Source organism: Achromobacter spanius (assembly GCF_002966795.1).
Classification (GTDB): Bacteria; Pseudomonadota; Gammaproteobacteria; order Burkholderiales; family Burkholderiaceae_B; genus Achromobacter; species Achromobacter spanius_D.
In genome coordinates this window covers 4,941,061-4,966,339 of record NZ_CP023270.1, presented here as the reverse complement: position 1 = coordinate 4,966,339, position 25,279 = coordinate 4,941,061, and the positions used below count along the sequence as shown (strand labels likewise).

Annotated in this window: 25 protein-coding genes; 7 read left to right on the top strand and 18 right to left on the bottom strand. The window is 65.0% G+C overall.

Annotation, left to right across the window (positions count from 1 at the left end; translation table 11 throughout):
- Positions 1-53 precede the first annotated feature (53 nt).
- Entirely contained in the window at positions 54-2,351 is a 2,298-nt protein-coding gene (locus tag CLM73_RS22545; RefSeq protein WP_105240314.1) for an NADP-dependent malic enzyme, read from the top strand.
- 100 nt (positions 2,352-2,451) lie between these two features.
- Here the strand turns inward: CLM73_RS22545 and CLM73_RS22540 are convergent, their stop codons facing one another.
- Entirely contained in the window at positions 2,452-2,832 is a 381-nt protein-coding gene (locus CLM73_RS22540; protein WP_105240313.1) for a hypothetical protein, read from the bottom strand.
- Between the two features lie 183 nt (positions 2,833-3,015).
- Positions 3,016-3,381 carry a DUF4148 domain-containing protein gene (locus tag CLM73_RS22535; RefSeq protein ID WP_105240312.1) on the bottom strand — a complete coding sequence of 122 codons (366 nt, stop codon included), beginning with the start codon at positions 3,379-3,381 and terminating at the stop codon, positions 3,016-3,018.
- A gap of 219 nt (positions 3,382-3,600) precedes the next feature.
- Between CLM73_RS22535 and CLM73_RS22530 the strand changes: the two genes are divergently transcribed.
- Positions 3,601-4,419, top strand: coding sequence for a class I SAM-dependent methyltransferase (locus tag CLM73_RS22530; RefSeq protein ID WP_199778189.1), 819 nt, complete (start codon positions 3,601-3,603; stop codon positions 4,417-4,419).
- A gap of 3 nt (positions 4,420-4,422) precedes the next feature.
- Here CLM73_RS22530 and CLM73_RS22525 read toward each other — a convergent pair whose 3' ends face one another.
- The gene (locus CLM73_RS22525; protein ID WP_056558252.1) at positions 4,423-4,638 is read right to left on the bottom strand and encodes a SlyX family protein; all 216 of its coding nucleotides are present in this window, start codon (positions 4,636-4,638) and stop codon (positions 4,423-4,425) included.
- 98 nt (positions 4,639-4,736) lie between these two features.
- Between CLM73_RS22525 and CLM73_RS22520 the strand changes: the two genes are divergently transcribed.
- Positions 4,737-6,815, top strand: a complete 2,079-nt coding sequence (locus CLM73_RS22520) for a TonB-dependent receptor (protein WP_105241668.1) — start codon at positions 4,737-4,739, stop codon at positions 6,813-6,815.
- A 19-nt stretch (positions 6,816-6,834) separates the two neighbouring features.
- On the opposite strand, the gene CLM73_RS22515 is transcribed toward CLM73_RS22520, so the two are convergent.
- On the bottom strand, positions 6,835-7,464 hold the full coding sequence (locus tag CLM73_RS22515; RefSeq protein ID WP_105240311.1) for a nitrogen fixation protein NifQ: 630 nt from the start codon (positions 7,462-7,464) through the stop codon (positions 6,835-6,837).
- Between the two features lie 182 nt (positions 7,465-7,646).
- Here CLM73_RS22515 and CLM73_RS22510 point away from each other — a divergent pair, with 182 nt between their 5' ends.
- A complete protein-coding gene (locus CLM73_RS22510; protein ID WP_105240310.1) occupies positions 7,647-10,163 on the top strand; it encodes an ankyrin repeat domain-containing protein in 2,517 nt (838 codons plus the stop codon).
- Positions 10,164-10,227: 64 nt separating this feature from the next.
- Here the strand turns inward: CLM73_RS22510 and CLM73_RS22505 are convergent.
- From CLM73_RS22505 to CLM73_RS22460, 10 genes are all read right to left on the bottom strand, one after another.
- Positions 10,228-11,573, bottom strand: a protein-coding gene (locus CLM73_RS22505; RefSeq protein ID WP_234015712.1) for an IS3 family transposase whose coding sequence is annotated in 2 segments (ribosomal slippage) — positions 10,228-11,129 and positions 11,129-11,573 — 1,347 coding nt in all. Because the reading frame shifts where the segments join, the coding sequence is not laid out codon by codon here.
- A gap of 92 nt (positions 11,574-11,665) precedes the next feature.
- On the bottom strand, positions 11,666-12,016 hold the full coding sequence (gene cyoD / locus CLM73_RS22500) for a cytochrome o ubiquinol oxidase subunit IV (protein WP_056558246.1): 351 nt from the start codon (positions 12,014-12,016) through the stop codon (positions 11,666-11,668).
- Positions 12,016-12,630: a cytochrome o ubiquinol oxidase subunit III gene (gene cyoC, locus CLM73_RS22495; RefSeq protein WP_056558243.1), complete on the bottom strand. Its 615-nt coding sequence runs from the start codon at positions 12,628-12,630 to the stop codon at positions 12,016-12,018. Before cyoC ends, cyoD begins: the two co-directional genes overlap by 1 nt.
- 3 nt (positions 12,631-12,633) lie before the next feature.
- Positions 12,634-14,610 carry a cytochrome o ubiquinol oxidase subunit I gene (gene cyoB / locus CLM73_RS22490; RefSeq protein WP_105240309.1) on the bottom strand — a complete coding sequence of 659 codons (1,977 nt, stop codon included), beginning with the start codon at positions 14,608-14,610 and terminating at the stop codon, positions 12,634-12,636.
- A 2-nt stretch (positions 14,611-14,612) separates the two neighbouring features.
- Entirely contained in the window at positions 14,613-15,521 is a 909-nt protein-coding gene (cyoA, locus tag CLM73_RS22485) for a ubiquinol oxidase subunit II (RefSeq protein WP_105240308.1), read from the bottom strand.
- 257 nt (positions 15,522-15,778) lie between these two features.
- The gene (locus tag CLM73_RS22480) at positions 15,779-16,330 is read right to left on the bottom strand and encodes a response regulator transcription factor (protein WP_056558235.1); all 552 of its coding nucleotides are present in this window, start codon (positions 16,328-16,330) and stop codon (positions 15,779-15,781) included.
- Between the two features lie 5 nt (positions 16,331-16,335).
- Positions 16,336-17,541 carry an ATP-binding protein gene (locus CLM73_RS22475; protein ID WP_105240307.1) on the bottom strand — a complete coding sequence of 402 codons (1,206 nt, stop codon included), beginning with the start codon at positions 17,539-17,541 and terminating at the stop codon, positions 16,336-16,338.
- A gap of 245 nt (positions 17,542-17,786) precedes the next feature.
- A complete protein-coding gene (locus tag CLM73_RS22470) occupies positions 17,787-18,275 on the bottom strand; it encodes a copper chaperone PCu(A)C (protein WP_105240306.1) in 489 nt (162 codons plus the stop codon).
- 20 nt (positions 18,276-18,295) lie between these two features.
- Complete coding sequence (locus CLM73_RS22465) at positions 18,296-18,931, bottom strand: SCO family protein (protein WP_105240305.1); 636 nt, start codon at positions 18,929-18,931, stop codon at positions 18,296-18,298.
- Positions 18,932-19,036: 105 nt separating this feature from the next.
- Entirely contained in the window at positions 19,037-19,462 is a 426-nt protein-coding gene (locus CLM73_RS22460; protein WP_105240304.1) for a DUF2946 family protein, read from the bottom strand.
- A 195-nt stretch (positions 19,463-19,657) separates the two neighbouring features.
- On the opposite strand from CLM73_RS22460, the gene CLM73_RS22455 reads away from it, so the two are divergent.
- Entirely contained in the window at positions 19,658-20,335 is a 678-nt protein-coding gene (locus tag CLM73_RS22455) for a peptidoglycan DD-metalloendopeptidase family protein (protein WP_234015924.1), read from the top strand.
- Between the two features lie 37 nt (positions 20,336-20,372).
- Here the strand turns inward: CLM73_RS22455 and CLM73_RS22450 are convergent, their stop codons facing one another.
- The 3 genes from CLM73_RS22450 to CLM73_RS22440 all read right to left on the bottom strand — a co-directional run bounded on the left by CLM73_RS22450 (position 20,373) and on the right by CLM73_RS22440 (position 22,669).
- Positions 20,373-21,125 carry an amino acid ABC transporter ATP-binding protein gene (locus CLM73_RS22450; protein WP_105240303.1) on the bottom strand — a complete coding sequence of 251 codons (753 nt, stop codon included), beginning with the start codon at positions 21,123-21,125 and terminating at the stop codon, positions 20,373-20,375.
- Entirely contained in the window at positions 21,122-21,802 is a 681-nt protein-coding gene (locus tag CLM73_RS22445) for an ABC transporter permease subunit (protein ID WP_056327000.1), read from the bottom strand. The genes CLM73_RS22450 and CLM73_RS22445 overlap by 4 nt, the downstream gene beginning before the upstream one ends.
- 84 nt (positions 21,803-21,886) lie before the next feature.
- Positions 21,887-22,669, bottom strand: coding sequence for an amino acid ABC transporter substrate-binding protein (locus CLM73_RS22440; RefSeq protein WP_105240302.1), 783 nt, complete (start codon positions 22,667-22,669; stop codon positions 21,887-21,889).
- A 229-nt stretch (positions 22,670-22,898) separates the two neighbouring features.
- Here CLM73_RS22440 and CLM73_RS22435 point away from each other — a divergent pair, with 229 nt between their 5' ends.
- Both CLM73_RS22435 and trhA read left to right on the top strand, forming a co-directional pair.
- Complete coding sequence (locus tag CLM73_RS22435) at positions 22,899-23,942, top strand: P1 family peptidase (RefSeq protein ID WP_105240301.1); 1,044 nt, start codon at positions 22,899-22,901, stop codon at positions 23,940-23,942.
- Between the two features lie 76 nt (positions 23,943-24,018).
- Entirely contained in the window at positions 24,019-24,648 is a 630-nt protein-coding gene (gene trhA / locus CLM73_RS22430) for a PAQR family membrane homeostasis protein TrhA (RefSeq protein WP_105241666.1), read from the top strand.
- 33 nt (positions 24,649-24,681) lie between these two features.
- Here the strand turns inward: trhA and CLM73_RS22425 are convergent, their stop codons facing one another.
- Positions 24,682-25,155: an Lrp/AsnC family transcriptional regulator gene (locus tag CLM73_RS22425; protein ID WP_105240300.1), complete on the bottom strand. Its 474-nt coding sequence runs from the start codon at positions 25,153-25,155 to the stop codon at positions 24,682-24,684.
- Positions 25,156-25,279: the final 124 nt, after the last annotated feature.

Sequence of the window (25,279 nt, the reverse complement as noted above, 5' to 3'; positions counted from 1 at the left end):
TTATGTCTTCCACCCTAGAATTTTGCACATTCAAGACAGCGAGGCCACAGCCCATGAACAATCCCTCCGACCGCCAGGCAGCCCTGGACTATCACGAGTTCCCCACCCCGGGAAAGATCTCCGTCGTGGCGTCCAAGCCGCTCGTCAACCAGCGCGACCTGGCGCTGGCGTATTCGCCCGGCGTGGCGGCGGCCTGCGAAGAAATCGTGGCTGACCCGTCCAACGTGTACCGCTACACCGCCCGCGGCAACCTGGTGGGCGTGATCTCCAACGGCACCGCGGTGCTGGGCCTGGGCAACATCGGCGCGCTGGCCTCCAAGCCGGTCATGGAAGGCAAGGCGGTGCTGTTCAAGAAGTTCGCCGGCCTGGATGTCTTTGACATCGAAATCAACGAAACCGACCCGGACAAGCTGGTCGAGATCATCGCCGGCCTGGAAGCCACCTTCGGCGGCATCAACCTTGAAGACATCAAGGCCCCGGAATGCTTCACCGTCGAGCGCAAGCTGCGCGAACGCATGAAGATCCCGGTCTTTCACGATGACCAGCACGGCACCGCCATTACCGTGTCGGCCGCCTTCATCAACGGCCTGAAGGTCGTGGGCAAGGACATCAAAAAGGTCAAGGTTGTTACCTCCGGCGCGGGCGCCGCGGCGCTGGCGTGCCTGGACCTGATGGTGGACCTGGGCTTGCCGCTGGAAAACATCTGGGTCACCGACATCGAGGGCGTGGTCTATGAAGGCCGCACCACGCTGATGGATCCGGACAAGGCGCGCTTTGCGCAAAAGACGGACGCCCGCAAGCTGGCCGACGTGATCGGCGGCGCGGACGTGTTCCTGGGCCTGTCGGCCGGCGGCGTGCTCAAACCGGAAATGGTTGCGGCGATGGGCTCACGTCCGCTGATCCTGGCGCTGGCCAACCCCACGCCCGAGATCCTGCCGGAAGTCGCCCACGGCGTGCGCGACGACGTGGTGATGGCCACGGGCCGTTCGGATTACCCGAACCAGGTCAACAACGTGCTGTGCTTCCCGTACATCTTCCGCGGCGCGCTGGACGTGGGCGCCACGACCATCACGCGCGAAATGGAAATGGCTGCCGTGCATGCCATCGCCGATCTGGCCGAGGAAGAACAGAACGAAGTCGTGGCCGCTGCCTACGGCACCTACGACATCTCGTTCGGCCCCGAATACCTTATCCCGAAGCCGTTCGATCCGCGCCTCATCGTGCGCATCGCGCCGGCCGTGGCCAAGGCTGCGATGGAAGGTGGCGTCGCGACGCGTCCGCTGGCTGACCTGGAAGCCTACGAAGAACAGCTGCAGCAGTTTGTGTACCACTCGGGCGCGTTCATGAAGCCGTTGTTTTCGGCGGCCAAGCGCATCGTGCGTTCGGGCGGCAAGGCGCGGATCGTCTTTACCGAAGGCGAAGACGAACGCGTGCTGCGTGCGGTGCAGGTCATTGTCGACGAAGGCCTGGCCCGTCCGATCCTGGTGGGCCGTCCCGCGGTGCTGCTGTCGCGCATCGAAAAATTCGGTCTGCGCCTGCGTCTGGGCGAAGACGTCGAAGTCACCAACCCCGAATACGACGAGCGTTTCCACCAATACTGGACGACGTATTGGGAGCTGATGAGCCGCCGCGGCATCACCAAGGAAATGGCGCGCGTGGAAATGCGCCGCCGCCTGACGCTGATCGGCGCAATGATGGTGCACCTGGGCGATGCCGACGGCATGGTCTGCGGCACGGTCGGCGGTTATCACGACCACCTGCGTTTCGTGGACGAGGTCATCGGCCGCCGTCCGGGCCACAACGTCTACGCCGCGATGAACATCCTGCTGCTCGACGAGCGCACGGTGGTGCTGGTGGACACGCACGTGAATGACGAGCCCACGGCTGAGCAGATCGCAGAATTCACCATCATGGCCGCGCAGGAAATGGCGCGCATGAACCTGGCGCCCAAGGTCGCGCTGCTGTCGCGTTCGAACTTCGGCTCGGGCAGCTCGGCCTCGGGCGAGAAGATGCGCCGCGCGCTGGAACTGGTCCGCGAAGCGGCCCCGGACCTGGAAATCGACGGCGAAATGCACGGCGACTGCGCGCTGGACGAAGGCCTGCGCATGCGCATCCTGCCGTCGTCCACGCTCAAGGGCGAAGCCAACCTGCTGGTGTGCCCGAACGTGGACTCCGGCAACATCGCCTACAACCTGCTCAAGACGGCAGCGGGCGGCAACGTCGCGGTGGGCCCGTTCCTGCTGGGCGCCAATGCCCCCGTGCACATCCTGACCAACAGCTCCACCGTGCGCCGCATCATCAACATGACGGCCATGACGGTGCTCGACGCCAACCGCATCGAAGGCGCCTGATCGCCATTGAGCCCGCCGCGTGATTCGCGCGGCCAAGACAATGCGCGCCGCTCCTCACGGAGCCGGCGCGCATTTTTTTTCTGCGGGTGAGCGGCCAGGCTTAGTTCGCGCTGGCCTTCCAGGTGCCGTCCGGTTGCTTGCAGAACCAGAACTGCCAGGTTTCCGTCGTGGTGGTCCGCGCGAAGTTGCCGACCAAAAAGCGGCAGACGCGGTCATTGCCGGTTTTGGTGGTTTGCTTGGGCGTCAATTGCACCGTGATCGGCGCGGCCTTCTTGCGCTGGTGCGTGCTTTTCCATTCGGTGCTCTGGCCGTCGGCCGAGCTGTTCAGTGACTGTGCCACGGCCTCGTGAAACGAGGCGCGGTCTGCCGGCAAGATTTGCGTGATGAGGGCGTCGTTGAGCATGACGGCCGGGGCGGCGACCGCCGCCGAGACCATGCCGGCGGACAGAAGCACTGCGGCAAGAACGCGGGGGTATTTCAAGATGGGCTCCTGATGTGAACAGCCAATTAGGCGGTAAGCGAGTCTGCACCGTGAATCTGAGCCGATAGTACGCCAAAAAAAGGCCGCCCATCGGGCGGCCAAGCTACAACAAGGGGAGGGTAAATCGTTGCGCGGCCGGGTTGCCCATACGTTGCGGGCCCCGTTGCCGATTCAGTTGCCGTTTCAGTTGCCGTGATACACGCCGGCGAACGGCATGTCATTCGGTTCCACGTTTGACACCTGGCCGGCAGCCTTTGCGGCGGCCAGTTCGGCCTTCACGTCGGCGCGGGTTTTGCCGGTGTGCGGCGTGCCATACACACCTTGGAACGGCGTGTTGTTCGGTTCGGCGTTGGTGTTGATGCCGGCAGCCTTGGCGGCGGCCTTCGCGGCAGCCAGTTCGGCCTGCACCTGAGCGCGGGTGGGGCCTTCGTACGGGGTGCCGTAGACGCCCTGGAAGGGCACGTTGTTGGGTTCGATGTTGGGCGAGGCGTAGGCGCCGGCGCTCAGTGCAGCTAGCGAGAACATCAAAGCGGTAGCAAGGGTCTTCATGGTAAACCTCCGATTTCTAGAGCCTGGGAGCGAATCCGGCGGCCTTTCCGTCGTGGTTCGTTGCTGTTTCCCGATGGCTTGAATCTTGCGCCGATCTAGAATGCGGATAAACCCGGATATCGGTAAAAGATAATTCCATCAATGGGAAGATGTGGCTTCTATTGCTATTGAGTCACCATTTTTGGAATGCCGAAGCGGGGCGGATCGACAGGACTGTGCATGGAAAAAATCGACCTCACCCGAGAAAAGGCCACGCTTCTCATCACGCTGTACGCCAAGGCGCGAGAAAGCCGGCTGCCTGATTCCGTGCTGCAGGACCATCACGCCGCCGATGCCGTCGCCCGCATCGACTACGATTTTTCCCGCCTGCGCATGCGCCGCGACGAAATGATCGGTCTGGCGATGCGCGCCCACACGCTGGATGGCTGGGCCCGCGAATTCATCGCCGCGCACGGCGAGGCCACCGTGCTGCATCTGGGCTGCGGGCTGGATACGCGCGTGCAGCGGGTGGATCCGCCACCGGGCATCGCCTGGTACGAGGTCGACTATCCCGAAGTCATTGAATTGCGGCGCAAGTTGTATCCCGCGCGTCCGGGCTGCACGCTGATGGGCACGCCGGTCACGGACCTGGACTGGCTGGCGCGAATCCCGGCGGGCAAGCCGACGCTGGTCGTGGCCGAAGGGCTTTTTCTTTATCTGCCCGAAGACGCGCTGCTGACCTTGCTGCGCGCGGTCACGGCGCGGTTTCCGTCCGGCGAGGTCGTTTTCGACGCCTACAACCGCCTGGGCTTGAGCTGGGTGGCGCACAACCGCATGATCCAATCGACGGGCGCCGTCACGCGCTGGAGCCTGAGGCGCCCGCAGGATCTGGAGGCGCAGGTGCCCGCCTTGCGGTTGCGCACGGTGCGCGGCGGGTACGAAACGGACGACGCCGCGCAGCGGGCACGATATTCGCTGCCGGCGCAGGCGGCGCTATGGCTGATGCGCCGGGTCGAGCCCTTGGGTAGTATGACCAGGCTGCTGCGCTATCACTATTAGCGGTCAGTAGTGCGGCGGCAGTTCGTCGCGCAGGCTGCGAAAGGGGGCTGCCCCCTCGGGCGCCTGCTGGCGCAGGTCGGCGACCTCGCGCATGAGCCGGTCGATCTGCTGTTGTTGGCGGACGATGATCTGGTTCAACTGCTCCAGAAGATCATCCGAGAAGCTGGCCTTGACCTCCAGGTCCATCAGCCGGCGTTCGATGTCTTGCGTATTTTCCATGGCGGGTATTAGAACCCATTCCCGCCCAGTCACAGGAGAGAAGTTTGGTACAGCGGCAATGGCGGGACAGCGGAACGTGGCGGTGGACGGCAAGCACGATACTGGCGCTTGCACCGGCCGCCACCGCGCTGGCGCAAGCCGACACGCTGGCCCCGGTGGTGGTGACCGGCACCCGGCTGGGCACCGCCGTGCTGGACACGCCGGCCTCCGTCGATGTCGTCCGGGGCAGCACCATGCGGTGGCAGCAGCCCGGCATCAACCTGTCCGAAGGGCTGGCCAGCGTGCCTGGCCTGCAGATCCAGAACCGCCAGAACTACGCGCAGGATCTGCAGATCTCCAGCCGCGGCTTCGGTGCGCGGTCCACGTTCGGCGTGCGCGGTGTGCGCCTGTATGTGGACGGCATTCCTGCAACGATGCCCGACGGCCAGGGGCAGACGTCCAATATCGACATCGGCTCCATCGACCGGGTCGAGGTGCTGCGCGGTCCGTTCTCCGCGCTGTACGGCAACTCTTCTGGCGGCGTCATCCAGGTGTTCACACAGGACGGCGCCAATCCGCCCGAAATCAGCGCCAGCGGCTGGGGCGGAAGCTACGGCACGTGGCGCTATGGCGCCCAGGCAAGCGGCCTTACTGGCACAGGCGCGGGCACGGGGGCGGGACAGCTCGATTACGTGCTGGACCTCTCGCGCTTCACCACCGACGGCTACCGCGACCACAGCGCCGCGCGCAAAAACCTGGGCAACGCCAAGCTGGGCCTGCAACTGAACGACGACAGCCGTCTGACGCTCGTCGTCAACAGCGTCGACCTGAAGGCGCAGGATCCGCTGGGCCTGACCTATCAGCAGTTCCAGGACGACCCGCGCAGCGCGCCGCTGGCCGAGCAATACAACACCCGCAAGACGGTCAAGCAGACGCAGGGCGGGCTGGTGTTCGATCACCAGGTCGACGGCCGCAACGCGCTGCGCGTGATGGTGTATTACGGGCAGCGCGACACGACGCAGTATCAGTCGATCCCGCCCGCCGTGCAGATGCCGCCCACGCAAGCCGGCGGCGTCATTGATCTGAAGCGCCAGTACGGCGGTGCGGACGTGCGCTGGACCTCGGAGCTGACTCTGGCGGGCCGCGCGCTGACCGTGATCGGCGGCTTTTCGTATGACTCCATGCAGGAAGACCGCAAGGGCTTTGAGAACTTCATCGGTTCGGGCGCCAGCCGGCAACTGGGCGTGAAAGGCGCGCTGCGGCGCGACGAGACCAACCGCGTGTACAACGCCGATCCCTATGCGCAGGCCTCCTGGAATTTCGCCGACCGCTGGACGCTGGACGCCGGCCTGCGTTACAGCACGGTCCGCTTTGACTCCGACGACCACTACATCACCGCCGGCAACTCCGACGACAGCGGCGGCGCGCGCTACCGCAAGGCCTTGCCCGTGGCCGCGCTGCGCTATGCCGTCAACGACGATGTCAGCGTCTACACCTCGTACGGACGCGGGTTCGAGACGCCCACCCTGAACGAAATCTCGTACCGGCCCGGCGGCGAGCCGGGCTTGAACTTCGGGCTGATGCCGTCGGTCAGCACCAACGTCGAGGCGGGCGTCAAGGCGCGGATGGCGGGCGGCCTCTTGACGGCCGCGGTGTTCAGCACCCGCACCGACGACGAGATCGTGTCCGCCGGCAGCCTGGGCGGGCGCACCAGCTACCAGAACGCCGGCCGCACCCGCCGCGATGGCCTGGAACTGAGCTGGTCCGGCGAATTCGCGCGGCATTGGCGCACGCAGGTTGCCTATACGCTGCTCAACGCGCGCTACGCCGACGACGGCAGCGGCGATATTCGCGCGGGCAACAAGATCCCCGGCATTGCCCGTCAGGCGGCCTACGCATCGCTGGCCTGGGCGCCGCCCGAAGGTTGGCAGGCGGGGGTGGAAGGCCGTTACCTGAGCAAGATCTACGTCAACGACGCCAACAACGGCGACGCGCCCGCCTATTTCGTGGCGGCCGCCAGCGTCGGCTACATCAAGCGCGCGGGGCCATGGGAATTGAACGCCTATGCCCGCGTCGACAACCTGTTCGATCGCGACTATGCGGGCTCGGTCATCGTCAACGAAGGCAATGGGCGTTATTACGAACCGGCGCCGGGACGGAATGCCGGCGTGGGCGTAGGGGCGACGTACCGGTTCTGAAAGGGGCGCTTAAAGCGCCTTACGCCGCGGCGGGGTAGCAGAACGCGTGGTCCTCGCAATTGCTGCATCCCGGTGCGGCGGCGGGGGGCAGGTCCGCGTGTTCGCACGCGGATTGCGCCAGGAATTTCTTCCAGCGCAGGTTGTCCACGTTGCGGCTCACCAGACCGGGGTAGTGCCGCGCGAGCAGCACGGTGACGTCTTCGCGTCCCGACAAGCCCAGATCGCGCCACAGGTGGTCGGGCCGCAGGCACGCGTGCGCGAGGACGCTGCTGACCCATGGGGTGGTGTCGGGGCCGGGGGCGGTGTAGGCGTCGAGCAGGACACGCATCAACAGCGTGAAACCGGGCTGCGGATCGCTCGCGCCCGTGCTGACGTAGGCGGCATATTGCTCGCGCAGGGCGGACAGGGACGTGTCGAAGCCGGTCAGGGCGCCCGGGAACAGATAATCAAGCAGGTCGTGCAGTTCGGCCGGCGACAGGCCGCTGCGTGCCAGATCGTCGTGCGCGATGCTGGTGCCGATGACGGCCGCGAAAAAGCCGGCATCGGGATGAACGGGCGGTGCATGACGCAGCAGGGCATGCGCAAACCGCTGGGCCCGATCAATAATGCTGGCGTCGGGAATAAAGGGCGGCACGGGCACGGCGTCCATCATGATTCTTAATGCGGTAATGGTTTTATTAAGCTGTTAACTAAACAGTGTAGGGGCGAATATATAACGAAAAATCGGCGCGTTTCTGCCATATGCCAAGAATCTGCGTCGGGACATACCCCAGGGTGTTTACCGGGGACGGGTATCATCGGCGTCCTTTCCATTGCCTGATTTCCCAATACATGCCGCGCCGTTATCGCCCCGCTGTCACCCGTCTATTCGGCGCCGTCGCGCTGGCGCTGGCCGGCATGGCGGCATCGCCGCCGCCCGCACTGGCCTTCGACGTCGGGGCGGTGATCGACTCGATCCGTCTTTCCCGCTATCCGCTGCGCGAACCCGAGCGCCGGGTCTGGGGCACCGAAAACGTCAAGGACGCCGTCCTCGTGGGGCAGATGGAAAACCGGCTGTACCTGTACCGGTACGTGCGCGAGGGGGGCAAGGAATTCAAGCTGGATTTCCGTTCGCAGCCGCTGGTGATCGACCCGGAAGGCTGGAAGGCGTCGCGCGAGGAAAACGTCGCCGTCCGGTCCCCCCGCGCGGGCGAGGCCTTCTACTGGATCGGTTATGCCGATCGCGGCGCCAGCACCGGCAAGGCCACGGGTTTCCTGGTGGACGGCAAAGGCGAGGCCGCTTCGGTCGACGCCGACACGCAGCTTGCCGTGGTTACGAGCAGCCGGCCGTGGGACGAGGCACGCCGGGCACAGGCGCTGGCAACGTTGCAGACCGCGTTGCGCGACTATCCCGCGCGGCTGAACGCGTTTCCTGCGCAGGTGCGTTTTGAACACCAGACCGCGCCAGACGTGACGGCCACCTTCCGCACGTTGCATCAAGTGGCGCGAGCCATTCCGCGCGCCAAGACGGCCGAGTTCGACCGTGCGCTGGCCGATCTGCGCCGTTTCGTGATGGCGCAGGATTATCGCGAGATCGATCCGGGCGGCAAGGACGCCGAGATGCTGACCGCCCTGAACGACTACGGCTTCTGGCTGGCCGAGTCGGGCGACACGGCGCAGGCGGAACGCATCCTGACTGACGTGCTGCGGCGCGATCCGTCGCGCACCGCCGCCTATCTGAACCGCGCCGACGCCCGCTGGAAGCAGCGCGAGAAATCGCGCGAGGAGCGGACCTATTACGAAGCGCTGGCGCGCGAGGACTACCGGCTGTATTGCACAAAACGCCTTGCCGCCAATGAAACCATTCCGGGCAACATCGCGACCCGCATCGGCGCGGCGCTGGAAGTCTCCGCGCTGGATGCGCAGGTCTGCCGTCCGCGCCTGGCAATCTTTCCGGCGATCCAGGCGGGCGATCTGGACGCGGTACGGGCCCAGCTCGCGGGCGGACAGGATCCGAACGGCGTGAACGAATACGGCAGGTCCGCCCTGGCCGTGGCCGTGTCGCGCAAGCAACTTGAAATGGTGCGCGTGCTGCTGGACGCGGGCGCCAAGGCGGATGGCCCCGACAACGGGTTCTCGCTGGTCGCCAGCGCGTTGCCGGACGTCAAGGACGCCCGCCCGGCCGCCGAGCGCTACGCGCTGGCCGACATGCTGATCGCCGCGGGCGCGCCGGTGGATGCGCTGGATTCGAACGGCACGCCGCTGCTGATGCGCCGGATCTCCTATTACAGCGAGAACCGCGACAACCTGGTCTACCTGCTGGAGAAAGGCGCCAATCCGAACGCGCGCGAAAAGAACGGACGCACGCCGCTGCATGCCGCTCTGCAAACACCGAAGAATTTCTGGTTTGCCGAAAAGCTGCTCGCGCGTGGCGCAGACATCAATGCCGCCTACACCCGCATGTACTACGGCAACAGCCCCATGTGGGAAACGCCGCTGCTCGAAGCCCTGCGCGAATCGCCGAGCGGCGATCTGACGCCGACGGCGGCCTATGCGGTGCCCGAGCGCGTGACGTATGCGTTGGCCCACGGCGCTGATCCCGCGGTGGGCGGCTACGGCGCCAGCAAGGAAGCGCCGGACCGCAACGGGCTGAACGAAGGGCTGTCGCTGGCGGTCCGCTATCTGCAACCGGGCCTGATCGATCAGCTGGTGCAGGCCGCCAAGCCGCCGCAGGCGCCGCTGTCGACAGAGCCGCTTTCCAGCCTGCTGTCGATGTGGAACCGCGTGGAGCAACGCGCGGCGGCCGACGGCAACAGCGCGGCGTGGGACGGCCAGCGCGCGCGGTTGCGCGCCACCGCGGACCGGCTGGTGGCCGCGGGGGTGCCGCTGGCCGCGCCGGCCGGCACGGCGGAACCGCTGCGCAACCGAATCGCGCCGCTCAGCCTGCCGTGGCTGCCCGACGATCTGTACGAGGCCTGGCTGAAGGCGGGCGCTGACCCGACCGACCGGAGCGATTCCGACATGCGGATCGAGGGCGTCGCGGCGGCGGACGTGCTGCCGCTGGTGACGATGCTGAACCTGGGCATGGACAACAAGGTGCGGCTGCTGCTTGAAATCGGCGGCACGCCGAAGACGCCGGCGCGTTGCGGCATGGCGGTGGCGGATGTGCTGGCCTGGCAGCTTGGCAACAACGGGCCGGTCAGCCCGATGGGCGGGCGTGCGGTCAAGCAGGTGCTCGATGCGGCCGCCGGCCCGGCCGGATGTGATCTGAATCAGGCATCGCGCGTGCAGCCGTTCGTGGGCGTGACGGCGGCTGAACTGGCACGGCGCGCCGAGGTGGATCTGGCGCCGCCCGCTTCGCCGCGCTGATCCGGCGGCCAAAAAAAACAGGCACCCGTGATGAACTGACCCCCAGAAGTTGGACGGTCAGAAGCTAAAGCCCGAAGGCCTGAGCTCGGTATTGCACCGGGCTCAGGCCTTTTAGCTTGAGCTTGATGCGATCGTGATTGTAGTAACGGATGTACTGCCTGATGCCGACCTGCAACTGCTCGATGCTCTCGAAGCGGTTCAGGTGGAAGAACTCAGCCTTCAAGGTACCGAAGAAGCTCTCCATGGCCGCATTGTCCAGGCAGTTTCCCTTGCGTGACATGCTTTGCGTGACTGACCGGGCTACGAGCATGTGTCGGTATGCGGGTTGCTGGTACTGCCAACCTTGGTCGGAGTGCAGGACAGGACGGTCCGCCGGGCGTAGCCGAGCCAGCGCCTTTTTCAGCATGTTGCCCACGAGCTTGAACACCGGTCGCCGGCTGGTCTCGTAAGCCACGATCTCACCGTTGTACAGGTCCATCACCGGTGACAGGTACAACTTCTCCCCACGCACGTTGAACTCGGTCACGTCGGTAACCCACTTCTCGTGCGGCTGCGCAGCCTCGAAGTCACGCGCTAACAGATTGGCCGCCACGTGATGTGACTGGCCTCGGTATGACCGGTACTTCTTGGCGCGCACAAGCGACTTCAAGCCCAATGCCTGCATCAGTTTCTGCACCGTTTTGTGGTTCACCAGATCACCTGCCTGGCGCAAAACCGCCGTGATACGGCGATAGCCGTAGCGGCCTTTATGACGCGCGAAGATCGCGCCAATACGTTGCTTTAGCTCAGCGTACGGGTCTGCGGCGTCCAGCACCTTCAGGTGGTAGTAGAACGTGCTGCGTGACAGCTCGGCCACACGCAGCAGTCGTTCCAGCGGATGCTTATGCCTCAATCCTTGGACCACTTGCGCTTTCCAACGAGCGCTTTGGTCTTTTCCGCTTCGATCAAGGCATCGAGCTTTTTTAGGTAGTCCAACTCCGCTCGCAGGTTCGCAACTTCCTCGAGAAGCTCTTCTTTAGTCATGTCCTTGGACACGGGCTCCGGGGGGTATTTGTGGGGCATGCTTGCTCCTGGACGCTTGCGCGCCAACGCCTCTATACCCCCAGCATCATACTGGGCGCGCCACTTCCCAATATGACCTGAACTGCGGATCCCCAGCAGTGTCGCGGCCTGGATGTCGGACAGCCCTTGGTCACGGATCTTGCGCAACACCGACTGCTTGAAGGCTGCGCTATACGTCCCAGACTGCCGGCGAAGACCCGCCAAGCCATGTACGCGATAGCTCTCGACCCATCCGCTGACCAGCGAATGGTGCAATTCGTGACGCGCCGCCACCGAACGACCACTCTCAGTGCCCTTCAAACACTCCCGCACCACCTTTAACTTGAACTGCTCGTTGTACTTCGCCATATAAAAACCCCCGAAGGTTGGATCAATGTCCAACTTTCGGGGGTCAGTTCATGAAGGTGCCTGTTTTTACTTGCCGGATCGGCAAGCCGTCATTACATGGCGTGGCCCATGTTGACGTTCATGTTGTACAGCACCCAGGCCGAACCACCGACGATGATGAAGATGATCATCACGGTGAAGACGAACGTGGCCAGGTTGTCGCGGGACGACTTCGATGCGCCCATGTGCAGGAAGTACACCAGCTGAACCAGCAGCTGGAGGATGCACAGTGCCACCACGCCAATGATCGTGGCGTTGTGGGACAGCGCGCCGTGCATCACCAGGCCGAACGAGCCGAAGGTGAGCAGCAGCGAGAGCACGAAACCGATGATGTAGGACTTCAGGCTGCCATGGTCGGCGGCGTGATCGTCGTGGCCGTGTGCGGCCGCAGCGGAGTGCGACATCAGAGGGCTCCCAGAAGATAGACAAAGGTGAAGACGCAGATCCAGACGATGTCCAGGAAGTGCCAGAACAGGCTCAGGCACGCCAGACGACGCTTGTTGATCGAGTCCAGGCCATGACGGCGGATCATGTCGAGCATGACGATGATCCAGATCAGGCCAAAGGTCACGTGCAGGCCGTGCGTACCGATCAGCGTGAAGAACGCGGACAGGTAGGCGCTGCGGCCCGGGTCGGCGCCGATGCTGATCAGGTGATGGAATTCATAGATTTCCATCGCGATGAAGCCCGCGCCGAACAGGAACGTGACCATCAACCAGCCCATGGCACGGCTCTTGTTGTTGGCGTGCACGTTCAGGTTGGCCATGCCGAAGGTGAAGCTGGACACCAGCAGCAACAGCGTTTCGACCAGGACGAAGTTCAGGTCGAACAGTTCCTTGCCGGACGGACCGCCCGCGGTGGCGTTGGACAACACCGCGAACGTGGCGAACAGCACCGAAAAGATCAGCAAGTCGCTCATCAGATAGACCCAGAAACCGAAAACGGTCTTGGATCCATCGTCGTGATGCGCGTGATCGTCGTGACCCGCGTGGGGGTGAGTGGCTACGGCTTGAATCATGGCTCAGGCGGCCTTCTGCATTTTGTCAAAGTGAGCGTTTTCGATGCGTTCGACTTCCGCGGCCGGGACCCAGTAGTCGACGTCGCGGTCATAGGCGCGAACGATGAACGAACCGATCATGCCCACGAGGCCGGCGATCGACAGCCACCAGATGTGCCAGATCAGCGCAAAGCACATGACCAGGCCAAAGGCGCCAATCCAGACACCAGCGGCGGTGTTCTTCGGCATGTGGATGTCTTCGTACTTGGCCGGGCGCTTGTACGCCTTGCCGCTCTGCTTGTCTTCCCAGAACTGGTCCAGTTCATCGACGTGAGGAACGTGCGCAAAGTTGTAGAAAGGCGCGGGCGACGAGATCGACCATTCCAGCGTGCGGCCATCCCACGGATCGCCGGTGACGTCCTGGTTCTGCTTGCGCTGACGCACGGAGACGAACACTTGCTGCAGCAGGAAGAAGATGCCCAGCATGATCAGCGCGGCGCCAGCCAGCGCGACCAGCAGGTAAGGCTGCCATTCGGGGTTGTCGTAGTGGTTCAGGCGACGCGTCATGCCCTTGAAGCCCAGGATGTACAGGGGCATGAAGGCCATGAAGAAACCGACGAACCAGCAGTAGAACGAGTAACGGCCCAGACGCTCGTTCAGCGTGAAGCCGAACGCCTTCGGGAACCAGTAGACCATGCCGGCGATGCAGCCGAACACCACGCCACCGATGATGGTGTTGTGGAAGTGCGCGATCAGGAACAGGCTGTTGTGCAGGATGAACGACACGCCGGGGATGGCCAGCATCACGCCGGTCATGCCGCCGATGACGAACACGATCATGAAGCCCAGCGTCCACAGCACCGGCGTCGTGATGCGCAGGCGGCCGCGGTAGATGGTGAACAGCCAGTTGAAGATCTTGGCCCCGGTCGGGATCGAGATGATCATTGTCGCTATGCCAAAGAAGGCATTGACGTTGGCCCCCGCACCCATGGTGAAGAAGTGGTGCAGCCAGACCAGGAACGACAGCACGCCGATGGCGGCCGTGGCGTAAACCATGGACTTGTAGCCGAACAGGGTCTTGCGGGCGAACGTGGCAACGATTTCCGAATACACGCCGAAAGCCGGCAGCACCAGGATGTAGACCTCGGGGTGGCCCCAGATCCAGATCAGGTTCACGTACATCATGACGTTGCCGCCACCATCGTTCGTGAAGAAGTGCGTGCCCAGGTAGCGGTCCATCGTCAGCAGCGCCAGGGTCGCGGCCAGCACGGGGAAGGCGGCGACGATCAGGACGTTGGTGACCAGCGAGGTCCACGTGAAGATCGGCATCTTCATCAGGGTCATGCCCGGTGCGCGCATGCGCAGGATGGTGACGATGAAGTTGATGCCGCTAAGCGTTGTCCCCAACCCGGATATCTGCAGCGCCCAGAGGTAGTAATCCACCCCCACGCTTGGACTGTAGTCCAGCCCGGACAGCGGCGGATACGCAAGCCAGCCGGTCGCGGCGAATTCGCCCACGAATAGCGACAGCATCATCAGCACGACGCCGGCGGCGAACAGCCAGAAGCTCAGCGAGTTCAGGAACGGGTACGCGACGTCGCGGGCGCCGATCTGCAGCGGCACGACGATGTTCATCAGCCCGGTGATGAAGGGCATCGCCATGAAGAAAATCATGATGACGCCGTGGGCGGTGAAGATCTGGTCGTAGTGGTGCGGAGGCAGGAAGCCCGCCGAGTCCGCGGACGCGACGGCAAGCTGCGTGCGCATCATGATGGCGTCGGCAAAGCCGCGCAGCAGCATGATCAGCGCGACGATGATGTACATCACGCCGATGCGCTTGTGGTCGACGGAGGTAAGCCACTCCGTCCACAGGTACTGCCACTTCTTGAAGTAGGTGATGGCGCCGAAGACCGCTAGGCCTCCCAGGCACACGGCGGCCAGCGTAACCATGACGATGGGGTCATGGTACGGAATGGCCTCGAGGGTGAGTTTCCCGAGCATTGTTAGTTGATTCCTGCGATCAGATTATTCGACGTGGAGGTGCACGTGGCGGAGTCCACGCCGGCCATCTTGGTCATCGTGCTGCCCAGAATGAAATCAAACATGGCGGGCGGCGCCGACGAATACTTCACGACCGGATTGCGCTCGCTGCGCTTGGTCAGTTCCGCGTAGACCTCGGGGGTCAGGGCGGTGGGAGCAGCCTTCGCTTCCTTGATCCAGTTGTCGAACCCTTCCTGCGACATGGCGTGTGCCTTGAAGCGCATGCCCGAGAAGCCGCCGCCGCTGTAGTTGGCCGAAATGCCGGCGTAGGTGCCGATTTCGCGCGCATTCAGGTGCAGCTTGGTCTCCATGCCGGCCATCGAGTAGATCTGGCTGCCGAGCTGGGGAATGAAGAACGAGTTCATGACCGATGCCGACGTGATCCGGAAGTTGACCGGAACGTCCACGGGGAACGCGATCTCGTTGACCGTGGCGATGTCGTACTCGGGGTAGATGAAGAGCCACTTCCAATCCAGCGAAACCACCTCGATGGTCACCGGCTTGTGATCGGACACGAGCGGCTTGTAGGGATCCAGCGCGTGCGTGGAGCGCCAGGTGATCACGGCAAGAATCGCCACGATGATACAAGGGACGGTCCAGACCACGACTTCGATTGCCGTGGAGTGAGCCCACTTGGGCTGGTAGTCAGCTTTGGTGTTGGAAGCGCGGTATTTCCAGGCAAACGCCACGATCATGATGAGGACTGGAATTACGACGAGGAGCATGAGCCCCGTCGCCGTCAGCAGCAACGTCTTTTCCTGGATGCCAATATCTCCCTTGGGGGAGAGGATTTCCATGTTGCAGCCGCCAAGCAGCATGACCGCGCCGACGCCAAATATGCGCGTAAGGGTCGCAAGGAGGGGGTGTTTCACGTACAGCCTTGGATGGAAGGTGGGAAATGCTGCAAAGCAGCAGACTGGAATGCTGCTAGGCAGCAACGTCCATCCTATCGGTTTGATCTTGGTCAAGCCTGCGACGAAAGGTCGCATTGCCTGGGAGAAATCCGGCCCAATGGCGGCGGATTCAGGGTTTTCCTAGGGGAGCAGAAGCCCCGAGGGGAGGGAGGGGGTGCGACGATATGTCGCACCTGCACACGGGGGTGTTGTAAAGATGTGTCGCCCCGCACAACTCATTCCGGGAGAACCTCGCGTTCCGGCCCCGGTTTTTTGGCCAGCTTGCGTTGAAGCGAGCGCCGGTGCATGCCCAGGAGCCGCGCCGCGGCCGAAACGTTGCCGCCGGTCTCGTGCAGGGCCTGGTGAATGTGCTCCCATTCTAGGCGGTGCAACGGCGTCATGGTCGTTTCGATCGTAACTGTTTCTGGCTTCACCAGACCCAGCGTGCGCAGGATCATGGGCGCCGTGGCCGGCTTGGGCAGGTAGTCGTCGGCGCCGCGCTTGATGGCTTCGACGGCGGTGGCCACGCTGGCGTAGCCGGTGACGAGCAGGATGCGCATGTCCTCGCGCAGGGCGCGCAGCGGGCGGATCAGGGTCAGGCCGGAGTCTTCGCCCAGGCGCAGGTCGACCAGGGCAAAGGCCGGACGGATTTCCTCGGCCACGCGCAGCGCCTCGGCGATGCCGGTGGCGGTTCGGGTTTCCAGGCCGCGGCGCGACAGGCTGCGCTGCAGGGTGCGCACGTAGAGTTCGTCGTCGTCGATCAGCAGGCCAAGATCGTTTGCATTCATCACATTCAGGTCCCGGGGTTGCCGAGAGGCAAATAAAAGCGGATGCGGGTGCCGCCGCCTTCGGCCGCGGTCATGGTCATTTCGCCGCCCATCTGTTCGACGGTGGCGTGCGACAGGGCCAGGCCCACGCCCAGTCCTCCCGGCTTGCCGCTGTTGAACAGGCTGGTTGCGGGCAGCACGGCGTGATCGGGGTCGAAACCCCGCCCGTAGTCCCGGACTTCGCCGCGCAGGGCGCCATAACCGTATTCCAGATGCAGGTCCACGCGGGGCGCGTCGGCGGATTCCCCCGCGTCCGCAGCGTTGTTCAGCAACGCCTGCAGCAGATGCGCGATGGCCGGATCGACGCGCAGGCTGGTGGGCAGGGCGCCCGAGCGTTGCAGGTCGATGGTCGGGCGGATCAGGCGCCATTGCCCCACGACGCGAACCAGATCCACGGCGGTTGGGACCGCCAGATTGCGGATGCGTTCCCGGCACAGGGCCAGAAGCTGGCTGAGGGTGTTGACGTCTTCGCGCAGGTCTTCGTCGTCCTGAACCTCGGCGGCAATCTCGTCGGTCAGGAGCGTCATGGTGGCGAGCGGCGTGTTCAGCTCGTGCGCCATCGCGGCGGCGTGGGTGGCCAGGGCGACGATGCCCTCGTTGCGGGTGAAGCGTTCGCGCAGGCGGGCCAGCTCGCGCTCGCGGGCGCGCATGTCGGCGGCCAGGCGGGTCGAGAACACCAGCACCACCACGACCGAAATCAGGAAATTGGCGCCCAGGCCCCACAGCAGCAGGGTGTGGGGGTCTACGTCGCCGCGCAGGGGCTGGCCGAAGATGGCGGCGGCGGCGTAACCCAGCACGCCGGCCAGCGCCGCGGCCAGCGCCCAGTTGCGGGGCAACGCCAGCGCGGCCAGCGCGGTGAGGATCAGGAACATCGTCCCGAACGGGTTGCTGATGCCGCCGCTCCAGCCCACCATCCAGGCCAGCACCGCCATGTCGATGAACAGGTGGCCGAAGGCGGTGGCGTGGGAGAGGTCGCGCGGATGGCGCAGGCGCAGGCTGGCGTAGACGTTAAAGCCAATCAGCAGGCCCACGCCCAGCCACAGCGGTTCCAGCGGCAGATCCAGACCCAGCACGCTGCTGGCGACGAGGACGGTGGCGGCCTGGCCCGCGATGGCGAGCCAGCGCAGGCTGCAGAGGGTACGCAGGAAGGAAAAGGCGGAACTACCGGGCATATCCAGATACAGAGGCGCCGGCCAGCCTGCCGGCAGTTACGAACGCCCGGCTGCGCGGAACGCTGGCATCCGGAGCGCGGCGGCGGTGGCCGGCGGCAGCCCGGGCCGGAAGGCGCGGGCGTCGGATGTGCAGGCATTGTATGGTGAATCGGAGGGCGGCGCTGTCGGGCGGCGGGCCAATGCGTCCCCGATATGTGCGCTTCCCGGCATGCGGCAGGCGCGCGATGAGCGCCTGCCGCCCGTCATCAGTGACCGTGACCGGCCGCCGGCGCGGCGGTCGCATTCAGCGGCCGGGCCACCGCGTCGATCGGCACGCGCCGTTGCTTGCGAGCCGCGTCTTCGACGATCAGCGTCAGGGCGACGTGATCGCCCGGCACGATCTGCTTGGCCAGGTCGATGAGCATGACGTGGTAGCCGCCGGGCTTGAGTTCCACCGCCTGGCCGGCGGGCAGGTCGACGCCGGCGACCTGGCGCATCTTCATGACGTTGTCCTGCATCGCCATCTCGTGCACTTCCACGTGCTTGGCCGCCTGCGATTCCACGCCGACCAGCCGGCCGGCTTCCTTGGACGTGAGTTGCATGAACACGCCGGTCGCGTGCTGGTTGGGCACGGTGGCGCGCACCCAGGCGTCCTGCACGGTCAGGCCGGCGTCCTGCGCCAGCGCGGAATGGCTGAAGCCGGCCAGCGCCAGGGCAAAGACGGCGGCCAGGGGTTTGATCGAAAGCTTTTTCATGGTGGTTTCCTTGACTGGGTTCAGAGCACGGTGCGCAGGTCTTGCGCGCATTCCTGCGCGCTCTGCTGATGGCGCAGCGCCACGCGCAGCTTGCCTTCGGCGTCGATGAGGTAGGTCAGCGCGGTGTGGTCCATGGTGTAGGACGAGCCGGTCGGGACCTTCTGGTAGAACACCTTGAACGCCTGGGCGGCGGCGCGGGTCTGTTCCGCCGTGCCCCGCAGGCCGACGAAACCGGGGTCGAAGGCCTGGGTATAGGCGCGCAGGATTTCGGGCGTGTCGCGCTCGGGGTCGACGGTGATGAACAGGACGCGCAGCTTGTCGGCGTCCTTGCCCAGCAGCGTCTTGATCTCGACGGCGCGGGTCAGCGCCGTCGGGCAGATGTCCGGGCATTGCGTGAAGCCGAAGAACAGCATGACCGGATGCCCGCGGTAGTCGGCCAGGCTGCGGGTCTTGCCGTCGGTGTCCTGCAGCTGGAAATCGCCGGTGGTCATACCGGACAGGTCCATGCCGTGCAGCGGCGGGACGTCGGGGCCGCAGCCGGCCAGCGGCAGCAGGGCCAGCGTCGACAGCAGCAGGCGCCGGCGCGGGTCGGGAGCGCCCGGCGTCGGGGCGGCGCGCGACACGCGGGCGGGCGTGCGCGAGAAAAGGGAATTCATTGAAACCTCTGGATTGACGAGTCGGCCGCGCGGTCTGGCCGTGCGGCAAGTGCCGTCCGCAGCGTCTTACTAATTAGTAAGGGGCGGGGACGGTCCTGGTCGAAGTCAGACCAGCGGTGGCGGGGCGCGCGAACCCAGCGGCGGGCCGTGGGCGGGCTGCGCGGGCAGGGCGCGGTGTGGGGGAGGGAAGGAGGGATGTCCGGCGGCCGTCAGCAGCAGCGGCGTCATGGCCGGCGCGGTGGCGGGCGTGACGTGGACAAGGAGGCCAAAGGGACATTGCGCGCCGGTGTTGGCGCTGTCGTGCGGACCCTTGCCGCCGTCATCGGACGGCAGCGCCACGCTGAACGACGACACGTTGCCCGCCGCCGAGCAGAAGGTGACCTCGAGCCGGCCATCGTGCAGCGCGCGGGTGTCCGGCATGTAGCCGGCGGGGACGAGCGCGCGCAGCGCCAATGCCAGAATTGCCAGCCAAAGCACGCCCTCGGCGCGCAGGGCGCGCAGCGTGCAGAGGAGGCGGGTCGCGTAAGGCATGCAGGCATTCTATGCCAAGCGTTCCCGATTTCTTGGTACCCTTGAACGCACTTCTTTCCGACACGCGACCCCGTGCCCCAGGTTTCAGAGCTTTCCTTGTCCGTTTCGACTTTGTCCGCCGCCAGTTTGTCCAATGCCGACCCGTCCGCCGGGTCGGGACGCGCGGGCTCATATTCCCGTCTATGGCTGGGCGCGATGATGGCGGCGCTGCTGGTGTTGCTGACCGCCTGCGGAACGACCAAGGTCCAGCCGGGCTATTACCGGGTCGAATCGGGCGACACGCTCTATCAGATTGCGCGCAAGGAAGGCACGACCGTCAGCAATCTGGTCCGGTGGAACAAGCTGTCGAACTCCAATTCGATCGAAGTCGGCCAGGTCCTGCGGGTTGAGCCGCCCGCCGGCCAGGCGCGCACCTCGCCGCCCAGCAAGGCCAGCACCAAAGCCAAACCCAAGCCCGCCCCGCGCGCCACCGCCTCATCCGGCAAGCGGCGCACCGCGCCACCGGGCGCGATCTCGCTGATCTGGCCCGCGCAAGGCAAGGTCACGCGCGGCTACGACGGTTCGCATTCAAACGGCATCGTCATCACCAATTCCGCCGGCACGCCCGTCGTGTCGGCCGCGCCCGGCACGGTGGCCTACTCCGGCAGCGGCCTGCGCGGCTATGGGCACCTGGTCATCGTCAAGCACAACGCCAGCTTCCTCAGCATCTACGCGCACAACAGCAAGCTCTTGGTCAAGGAAGGCCAACGCGTGTCGCAAGGCCAGAAGATCGCCGAAATGGGCAACAGCGACAGCAAGCAGGTCGGCCTGTATTTCGAACTGCGCTACGACGGCCAGGCGGTCGACCCGGCGGGCTCGCTGCCGCCGAAATAACGGACGGCGGGTTGCGGAGGGTGTCTGACACCCAGTTCTACGGCGCTTCCTGCGTCAGTGTCGACACAAACGTCGCCGTGCGTGAATCACTCGGATTCGTGAACACCGACCGCGAATCGCCGGCTTCCACCACCACGCCATCCAGCAGAAACACCACTTCCCGCGACACGCTGGCCGCCAGCCGCAGATCGTGCGTGGCCATCAGCATCGTCATGCCTTCCGCGGCCAGCTGGCGCAGCACATCCACAACCTCCGCCGCCAATCCCGGATCCAGCGCCGAGGTCGGCTCGTCGCACAGCAGAACCCGCGGCGCGGGCGCCAGCGCGCGGGCGATCGCCACGCGCTGCTGCTGGCCGCCGGACAGATTCGCGGGCCAGGCTTCCGCCTTCTCCAGCATTCCCACCTTGCGCAGCAGCTCCTCCGCCCGCGCGCGCGCACGGTCGGCGGGCCATTTCTGCACGGTCACCAACCCTTCCATCACATTGCCGATCACGGTCTGATGCGGAAAGAGCTGGAAGTTCTGGAACACCATGCCGGTCTGCTTGCGCACGGCCTGGACCTGTTCGCGGGCAAGTTTGTGACCCGGTTGGAAGTCGACCGTTTCCGGCCCGATCTCCAGTCGCCCGCGATCCGGCACTTCCAGCAGGTTCACGCAGCGCAGCAGGGTGCTCTTGCCGCTGCCCGACGGACCGATCAAGGCGGTGACGCTGCCTTCGTCGATCTGGACATCCACCTGCTTGAGCACGGGATTGCCGCCGAAGGACTTTTCGATTTTTTCAAGGCGGATCATCGGGTCTTCTCGCTAAACATCGCATGCTGGCCGAAGCGCCGTTCCAGCCGCACTTGCGCCGCGGACAGCACGGAGCTGAACGCCAGATAGATCAGCGCGGCCTCCGTATAGAGAATCAGCGGCTCATACGTGACGGCCGCGATGCGCTGCGCAGCCTGGAAGATTTCAGGCACCGTCAGCACCGCCGCGAGCGACGTGTCCTTGACCAGCGCGATGAACGAATTGGATAGCGGCGGCACGGCCACGCGGGCCGCCTGCGGCAGGATCGTGCGGCGCAAAGCCTGGCCGCGCGTCATGCTGAGCGAATAGGCCGCTTCCCACTGACCCTTGGTGATCGACTCGATCGCGCCGCGGATCACTTCGGAGTTGTAGGCGCCGACGTTCAGCGTGAAGCCGATCAGCGCGGCGGGCAACGGATCCAGCACGATGCCCACGCTGGGCAGGCCGTAGAAGATCACGAAAAGCTGCACCAGCAGCGGCGTGCCGCGGATGAGCCAGACATAGAAGCGCACCACCGCCACCAGCGGCGCGGGGCCGAACAGCCGGATGAGCGCCACCACGAATGCCAGCGCCAGGCCCAGCGCAAACGACATCAGCGTCAGCGGAACCGTGAAGACCAGCCCCGCGTGCAGCAGCGGCCAGAACGAATCCGCCATCAGCTGCACCCAGGCCGGCACCGACCATTCGCCTATTTTTGCCAGCAGCCAATCGGGCAGGATGGCGTGCAGCCAGGTGGGCAGCGTCATGGGCGCTCCAGTTGCTTATTGCGCGGACAGGTCCGTGCCGAAGTACTTGACCGAGATGGTCTTGTACGTGCCATCCGCCTTGATGTCGGCCAGCGCCTTGTTGATGGCGGCCTGCAGCTCGGGATTGTTCTTGCGGATCAGGACACCCGAATTGCTGAATTCCGCCGTCTTGTCGGTGGCCGCGATCTTCACGCGGGCGTTGGGCTTCTGCTTCTTGAAGTCCAGGAACGACAGGTTGTCGTTGACGGTGGCTTCAACGCGGCCGGAGGTCAGCAGGTCGATGGCTTCATTGAAGCCCTGCACGGCGACGACTTCCGCGCCATGGTTCTGCGCCAGCTTGCCGAAGTTGCTGGTCAGCGTGTTGGCGGACTTTTTGCCCTTCAGGTCCGCAAAGGACTTGATGCTGGTGTTGTCGTCGCGCACGATCAGCACGGCGGCGGACGAAATGTAGGGATCGGAGAAGTCGTACTTGGCGCGGCGCGCATCCGTGATGCCCACCTGATTGATGACGGCGTCGTAGCGCTTGGCGTCCAGACCGGCGATCAGGCCGTCCCACTTGCCTTCGACGAATTGCGCCTTCACGCCCAGGCGCTCGGCGATGGCGCGGCCAATGTCCACGTCAAAGCCGGTAAGCTTGCCCGATGCGTCGTGGAAGGTGAAAGGCGCGTAGGTGCCTTCGGTGCCGATCTTGAAGACGCCCGCGGATTTGATCTGGTCCAGTTCGGACTGGGCATGGGCGGCGGACAGGGCGGCGACCTGCACGAGGCCGGCGATGAAAAGCGTACGGAAGAGTTTCATGACAATGCTCCACGGATGATCACTGTGGAGAGCATGTGGGCCTGCAATGCCCTCCGGCGTAGCGGCACTCTAACAACCGGCCTATTTTTCCACAAAGCATATGGAATAGTAAAAATATAGCTACAAGTCATATAGAAGTACCGAACGCCCGGCGCAGTCGGACCGGGATCCTTTTGGCAGTTTCTCGACGGAGACGGGTGTGGAACAGCAATGGAACAGGCGTGCGTTCATGGTGGCGGCGGCGGGCGCTGCCGCGGCGGGGGCAATGCCCGCGCAGGGCGCCAGTGGCGTGGGTCCGATGCCGGGCGGGGGCAGCATTACCGATGTCGCGGGCTTGCGGGTGGGGCATTACACCGAGACGCGCCGGCCTACCGGCTGCACGGTCATCATTGCCGAGGCCGGCGCGACGGGCGGGGTGGACGTGCGCGGCGCGGCGCCCGGCACGCGCGAGACCGATCTGCTCAATCCGATCAACATGGTCGACAAGGTGCACGCAATCGTGCTGACCGGCGGCAGCGCCTTCGGCCTGGACGCGGCGTCGGGCGTGATGCGGTATCTGGAAGAAAAGAAGATCGGCTTTGACGTTGGCGTGGCGTTCGTGCCCATCGTGCCAAGCGCGGTGCTGTTTGACCTGGGGGTGGGCGACGCGTCGGTGCGGCCCGATGCCGCCGCCGGTTATCAGGCCTGCCGGTCGGCCACGGCCGACGCCCCGCAGGAAGGCAACGTCGGCGCGGGCGCCGGGGCGACGGTGGGCAAGCTGTATGGTCCCAAGCGCGCCATGAAGGGCGGCCTCGGCAGCGCGTCGCTGACGGTGGCGGGTGTGACGGTGGGCGCCATCGTCGCGGTCAACGCCGTGGGCGACGTGCTGGACCCGGCCACCGGGCGCATCCTGGCCGGCGCGCGCACCGAAGACGGCAAGATGCTGTTCGACACGCGCGCGGCCATCCTGGCGGGCGACCTGCCCAAGTCGATGCGCGCGGGCGCGGCCACCACGATCGGCGCGGTCGCCACGGACGCCCGGATCACCAAGGCCGAAGCCCAGAAGATCGCCGGCATGGCGCACGACGGCCTGGCGCGCACGATCAACCCCATCCACACCATGCTCGACGGCGACACGATCTTCGCGCTGGGCACGGGGACGTCGGGCAAGTCCGCCAACGTGATGCTGCTGGGCGTCATGGCCGCCGAGGTCATGGCGATCGCGGTGCAGCGCGCGATCCTGTCCGCGCGCGCCATTGACGGCTATCCGGCCGCGGTGGATTTTGTGGGGTGATCCCGCTGACCCGCGCCTGTCATACAAGCCCGCCATGATGACAGGCGCCGGCACGTCGCCGGAGCGGGAGGCGCACATGCAGGAAGGCGAACGACTAAACGGCGTGACGCATCTGGCCGGACTGGCGCTGGCCGTGCTGGCTTCCGGCGCCTTGATCACGCGCGCGGCCGAGCTGCGCGTGGACACGCGGCAACTCATCAGTTGCGCGGTGTTCGCGGCGTCGATGATCGCTGTGTATGCGTCGTCTTCCCTGTTCCATTGCTCGCAGGGGTGCCGCAAGGCGATGTGGGCCAAGGCCGACCACTGCGCCATCTACCTGCTGATTGCCGGCACGTACACGCCGCTGGCGTTCGGCCCCGTGGATCATCGCTGGGGCGCCGCGATGGGCGTGGCGATGTGGCTGCTGGCCTTTGTGGGCATCAGCCGCGAACTCTGGTGGGCGCGCAACGCGCCGCCGGCCTTGCCGCTGTATCTGGTCATGGGCTGGCTGGGCGTGGCCTTTGCCGCGCCGATCGCAGGCGCGCTGTCGACGGCGGGGCTGACATGGCTGCTGGCGGGCGCCGCCATCTACACCACCGGCACGCTGTTTTATGCCAACGACAAACGCTGGCGCCATGCGCACGGCATCTGGCATCTGTTCGTCATGGGCGGCACGGCCTGCCATTTCGTGACGGTATTCGGCTTTCTGGAACACACGCCAACCTAGCGCGCCCCGCGTCAAACGGACGGCCCGGTCAACTTAGCGCCAGGCCGCCAGCGGCAGCATGCCTTGCCGGTTCTTCACTTTGCGCATGACGATATGCGAACAAAGATCGCGCACGCCCGCAAGCTTGCTGAGCTTGTCCTCGACAAAATTCGAAAACGCCGACAGGTTGCGTGTGCGCACGGTCAGGATGTAGTTGGACGCGCCGGTGACGATGCTGGCTTCGGTGATTTCGTCGTGCAGCGCGATGCCGGCCAGGAATTCCTCGTGCCAGCCGGCGCGCGACTGGTCCAGCGACACATGGACGATGGCCTCCAGCTCGAAGCCCAGTTTCTCGGCATCCAGCAATGCGCGGTAGCCGCGGATGAGTCCGGCTTCTTCCAGCGCGCGCACGCGGCGCAGGCACGCGGAGGGCGACAGCGCCACCTGTTCGGCCAGGTCCTGATTGCTGAGGTGGCCGTCCTCTTGCAGGCGGGCCAGAATGCGCTGGTCTATGACGTCGATCTGCATGGCGCAATCCAATTCGAAAAAATGATGACAAATGCAATTTAATGCGGAAAACACGGGTAAGTCACGACCGGATTTGCAATTTTTCGGCCTGCCCGCGCTGATAGCATGTATCCGGAAATCTGCT

What these genes read in the sequence shown, in the direction of transcription:
- CLM73_RS22465 (WP_105240305.1), bottom strand. Translation starts at nt 18,931, where the DNA reads ATGAATTCCCTTTTCTCGCGCACGCCCGCCCGCGTGTCGCGCGCCGCC.
- CLM73_RS22440 (WP_105240302.1), bottom strand. Translation starts at nt 22,669, where the DNA reads ATGAAACTCTTCCGTACGCTTTTCATCGCCGGCCTCGTGCAGGTCGCC.
- CLM73_RS22435 (WP_105240301.1), top strand. Translation starts at nt 22,899, where the DNA reads ATGGTGGCGGCGGCGGGCGCTGCCGCGGCGGGGGCAATGCCCGCGCAG.
- CLM73_RS22510 (WP_105240310.1), top strand. Translation starts at nt 7,647, where the DNA reads ATGCCGCGCCGTTATCGCCCCGCTGTCACCCGTCTATTCGGCGCCGTC.
- CLM73_RS22470 (WP_105240306.1), bottom strand. Translation starts at nt 18,275, where the DNA reads ATGAAAAAGCTTTCGATCAAACCCCTGGCCGCCGTCTTTGCCCTGGCG.
- trhA (WP_105241666.1), top strand. Translation starts at nt 24,019, where the DNA reads ATGCAGGAAGGCGAACGACTAAACGGCGTGACGCATCTGGCCGGACTG.
- CLM73_RS22480 (WP_056558235.1), bottom strand. Translation starts at nt 16,330, where the DNA reads ATGAATGCAAACGATCTTGGCCTGCTGATCGACGACGACGAACTCTAC.
- CLM73_RS22455 (WP_234015924.1), top strand. Translation starts at nt 19,658, where the DNA reads ATGATGGCGGCGCTGCTGGTGTTGCTGACCGCCTGCGGAACGACCAAG.
- CLM73_RS22475 (WP_105240307.1), bottom strand. Translation starts at nt 17,541, where the DNA reads ATGCCCGGTAGTTCCGCCTTTTCCTTCCTGCGTACCCTCTGCAGCCTG.
- cyoB (WP_105240309.1), bottom strand. Translation starts at nt 14,610, where the DNA reads ATGCTCGGGAAACTCACCCTCGAGGCCATTCCGTACCATGACCCCATC.
- cyoC (WP_056558243.1), bottom strand. Translation starts at nt 12,630, where the DNA reads ATGATTCAAGCCGTAGCCACTCACCCCCACGCGGGTCACGACGATCAC.
- CLM73_RS22460 (WP_105240304.1), bottom strand. Translation starts at nt 19,462, where the DNA reads ATGCCTTACGCGACCCGCCTCCTCTGCACGCTGCGCGCCCTGCGCGCC.
- cyoD (WP_056558246.1), bottom strand. Translation starts at nt 12,016, where the DNA reads ATGTCGCACTCCGCTGCGGCCGCACACGGCCACGACGATCACGCCGCC.
- CLM73_RS22530 (WP_199778189.1), top strand. Translation starts at nt 3,601, where the DNA reads ATGGAAAAAATCGACCTCACCCGAGAAAAGGCCACGCTTCTCATCACG.
- CLM73_RS22425 (WP_105240300.1), bottom strand. Translation starts at nt 25,155, where the DNA reads ATGCAGATCGACGTCATAGACCAGCGCATTCTGGCCCGCCTGCAAGAG.
- CLM73_RS22545 (WP_105240314.1), top strand. Translation starts at nt 54, where the DNA reads ATGAACAATCCCTCCGACCGCCAGGCAGCCCTGGACTATCACGAGTTC.
- CLM73_RS22535 (WP_105240312.1), bottom strand. Translation starts at nt 3,381, where the DNA reads ATGAAGACCCTTGCTACCGCTTTGATGTTCTCGCTAGCTGCACTGAGC.
- CLM73_RS22515 (WP_105240311.1), bottom strand. Translation starts at nt 7,464, where the DNA reads ATGGACGCCGTGCCCGTGCCGCCCTTTATTCCCGACGCCAGCATTATT.
- CLM73_RS22450 (WP_105240303.1), bottom strand. Translation starts at nt 21,125, where the DNA reads ATGATCCGCCTTGAAAAAATCGAAAAGTCCTTCGGCGGCAATCCCGTG.
- CLM73_RS22525 (WP_056558252.1), bottom strand. Translation starts at nt 4,638, where the DNA reads ATGGAAAATACGCAAGACATCGAACGCCGGCTGATGGACCTGGAGGTC.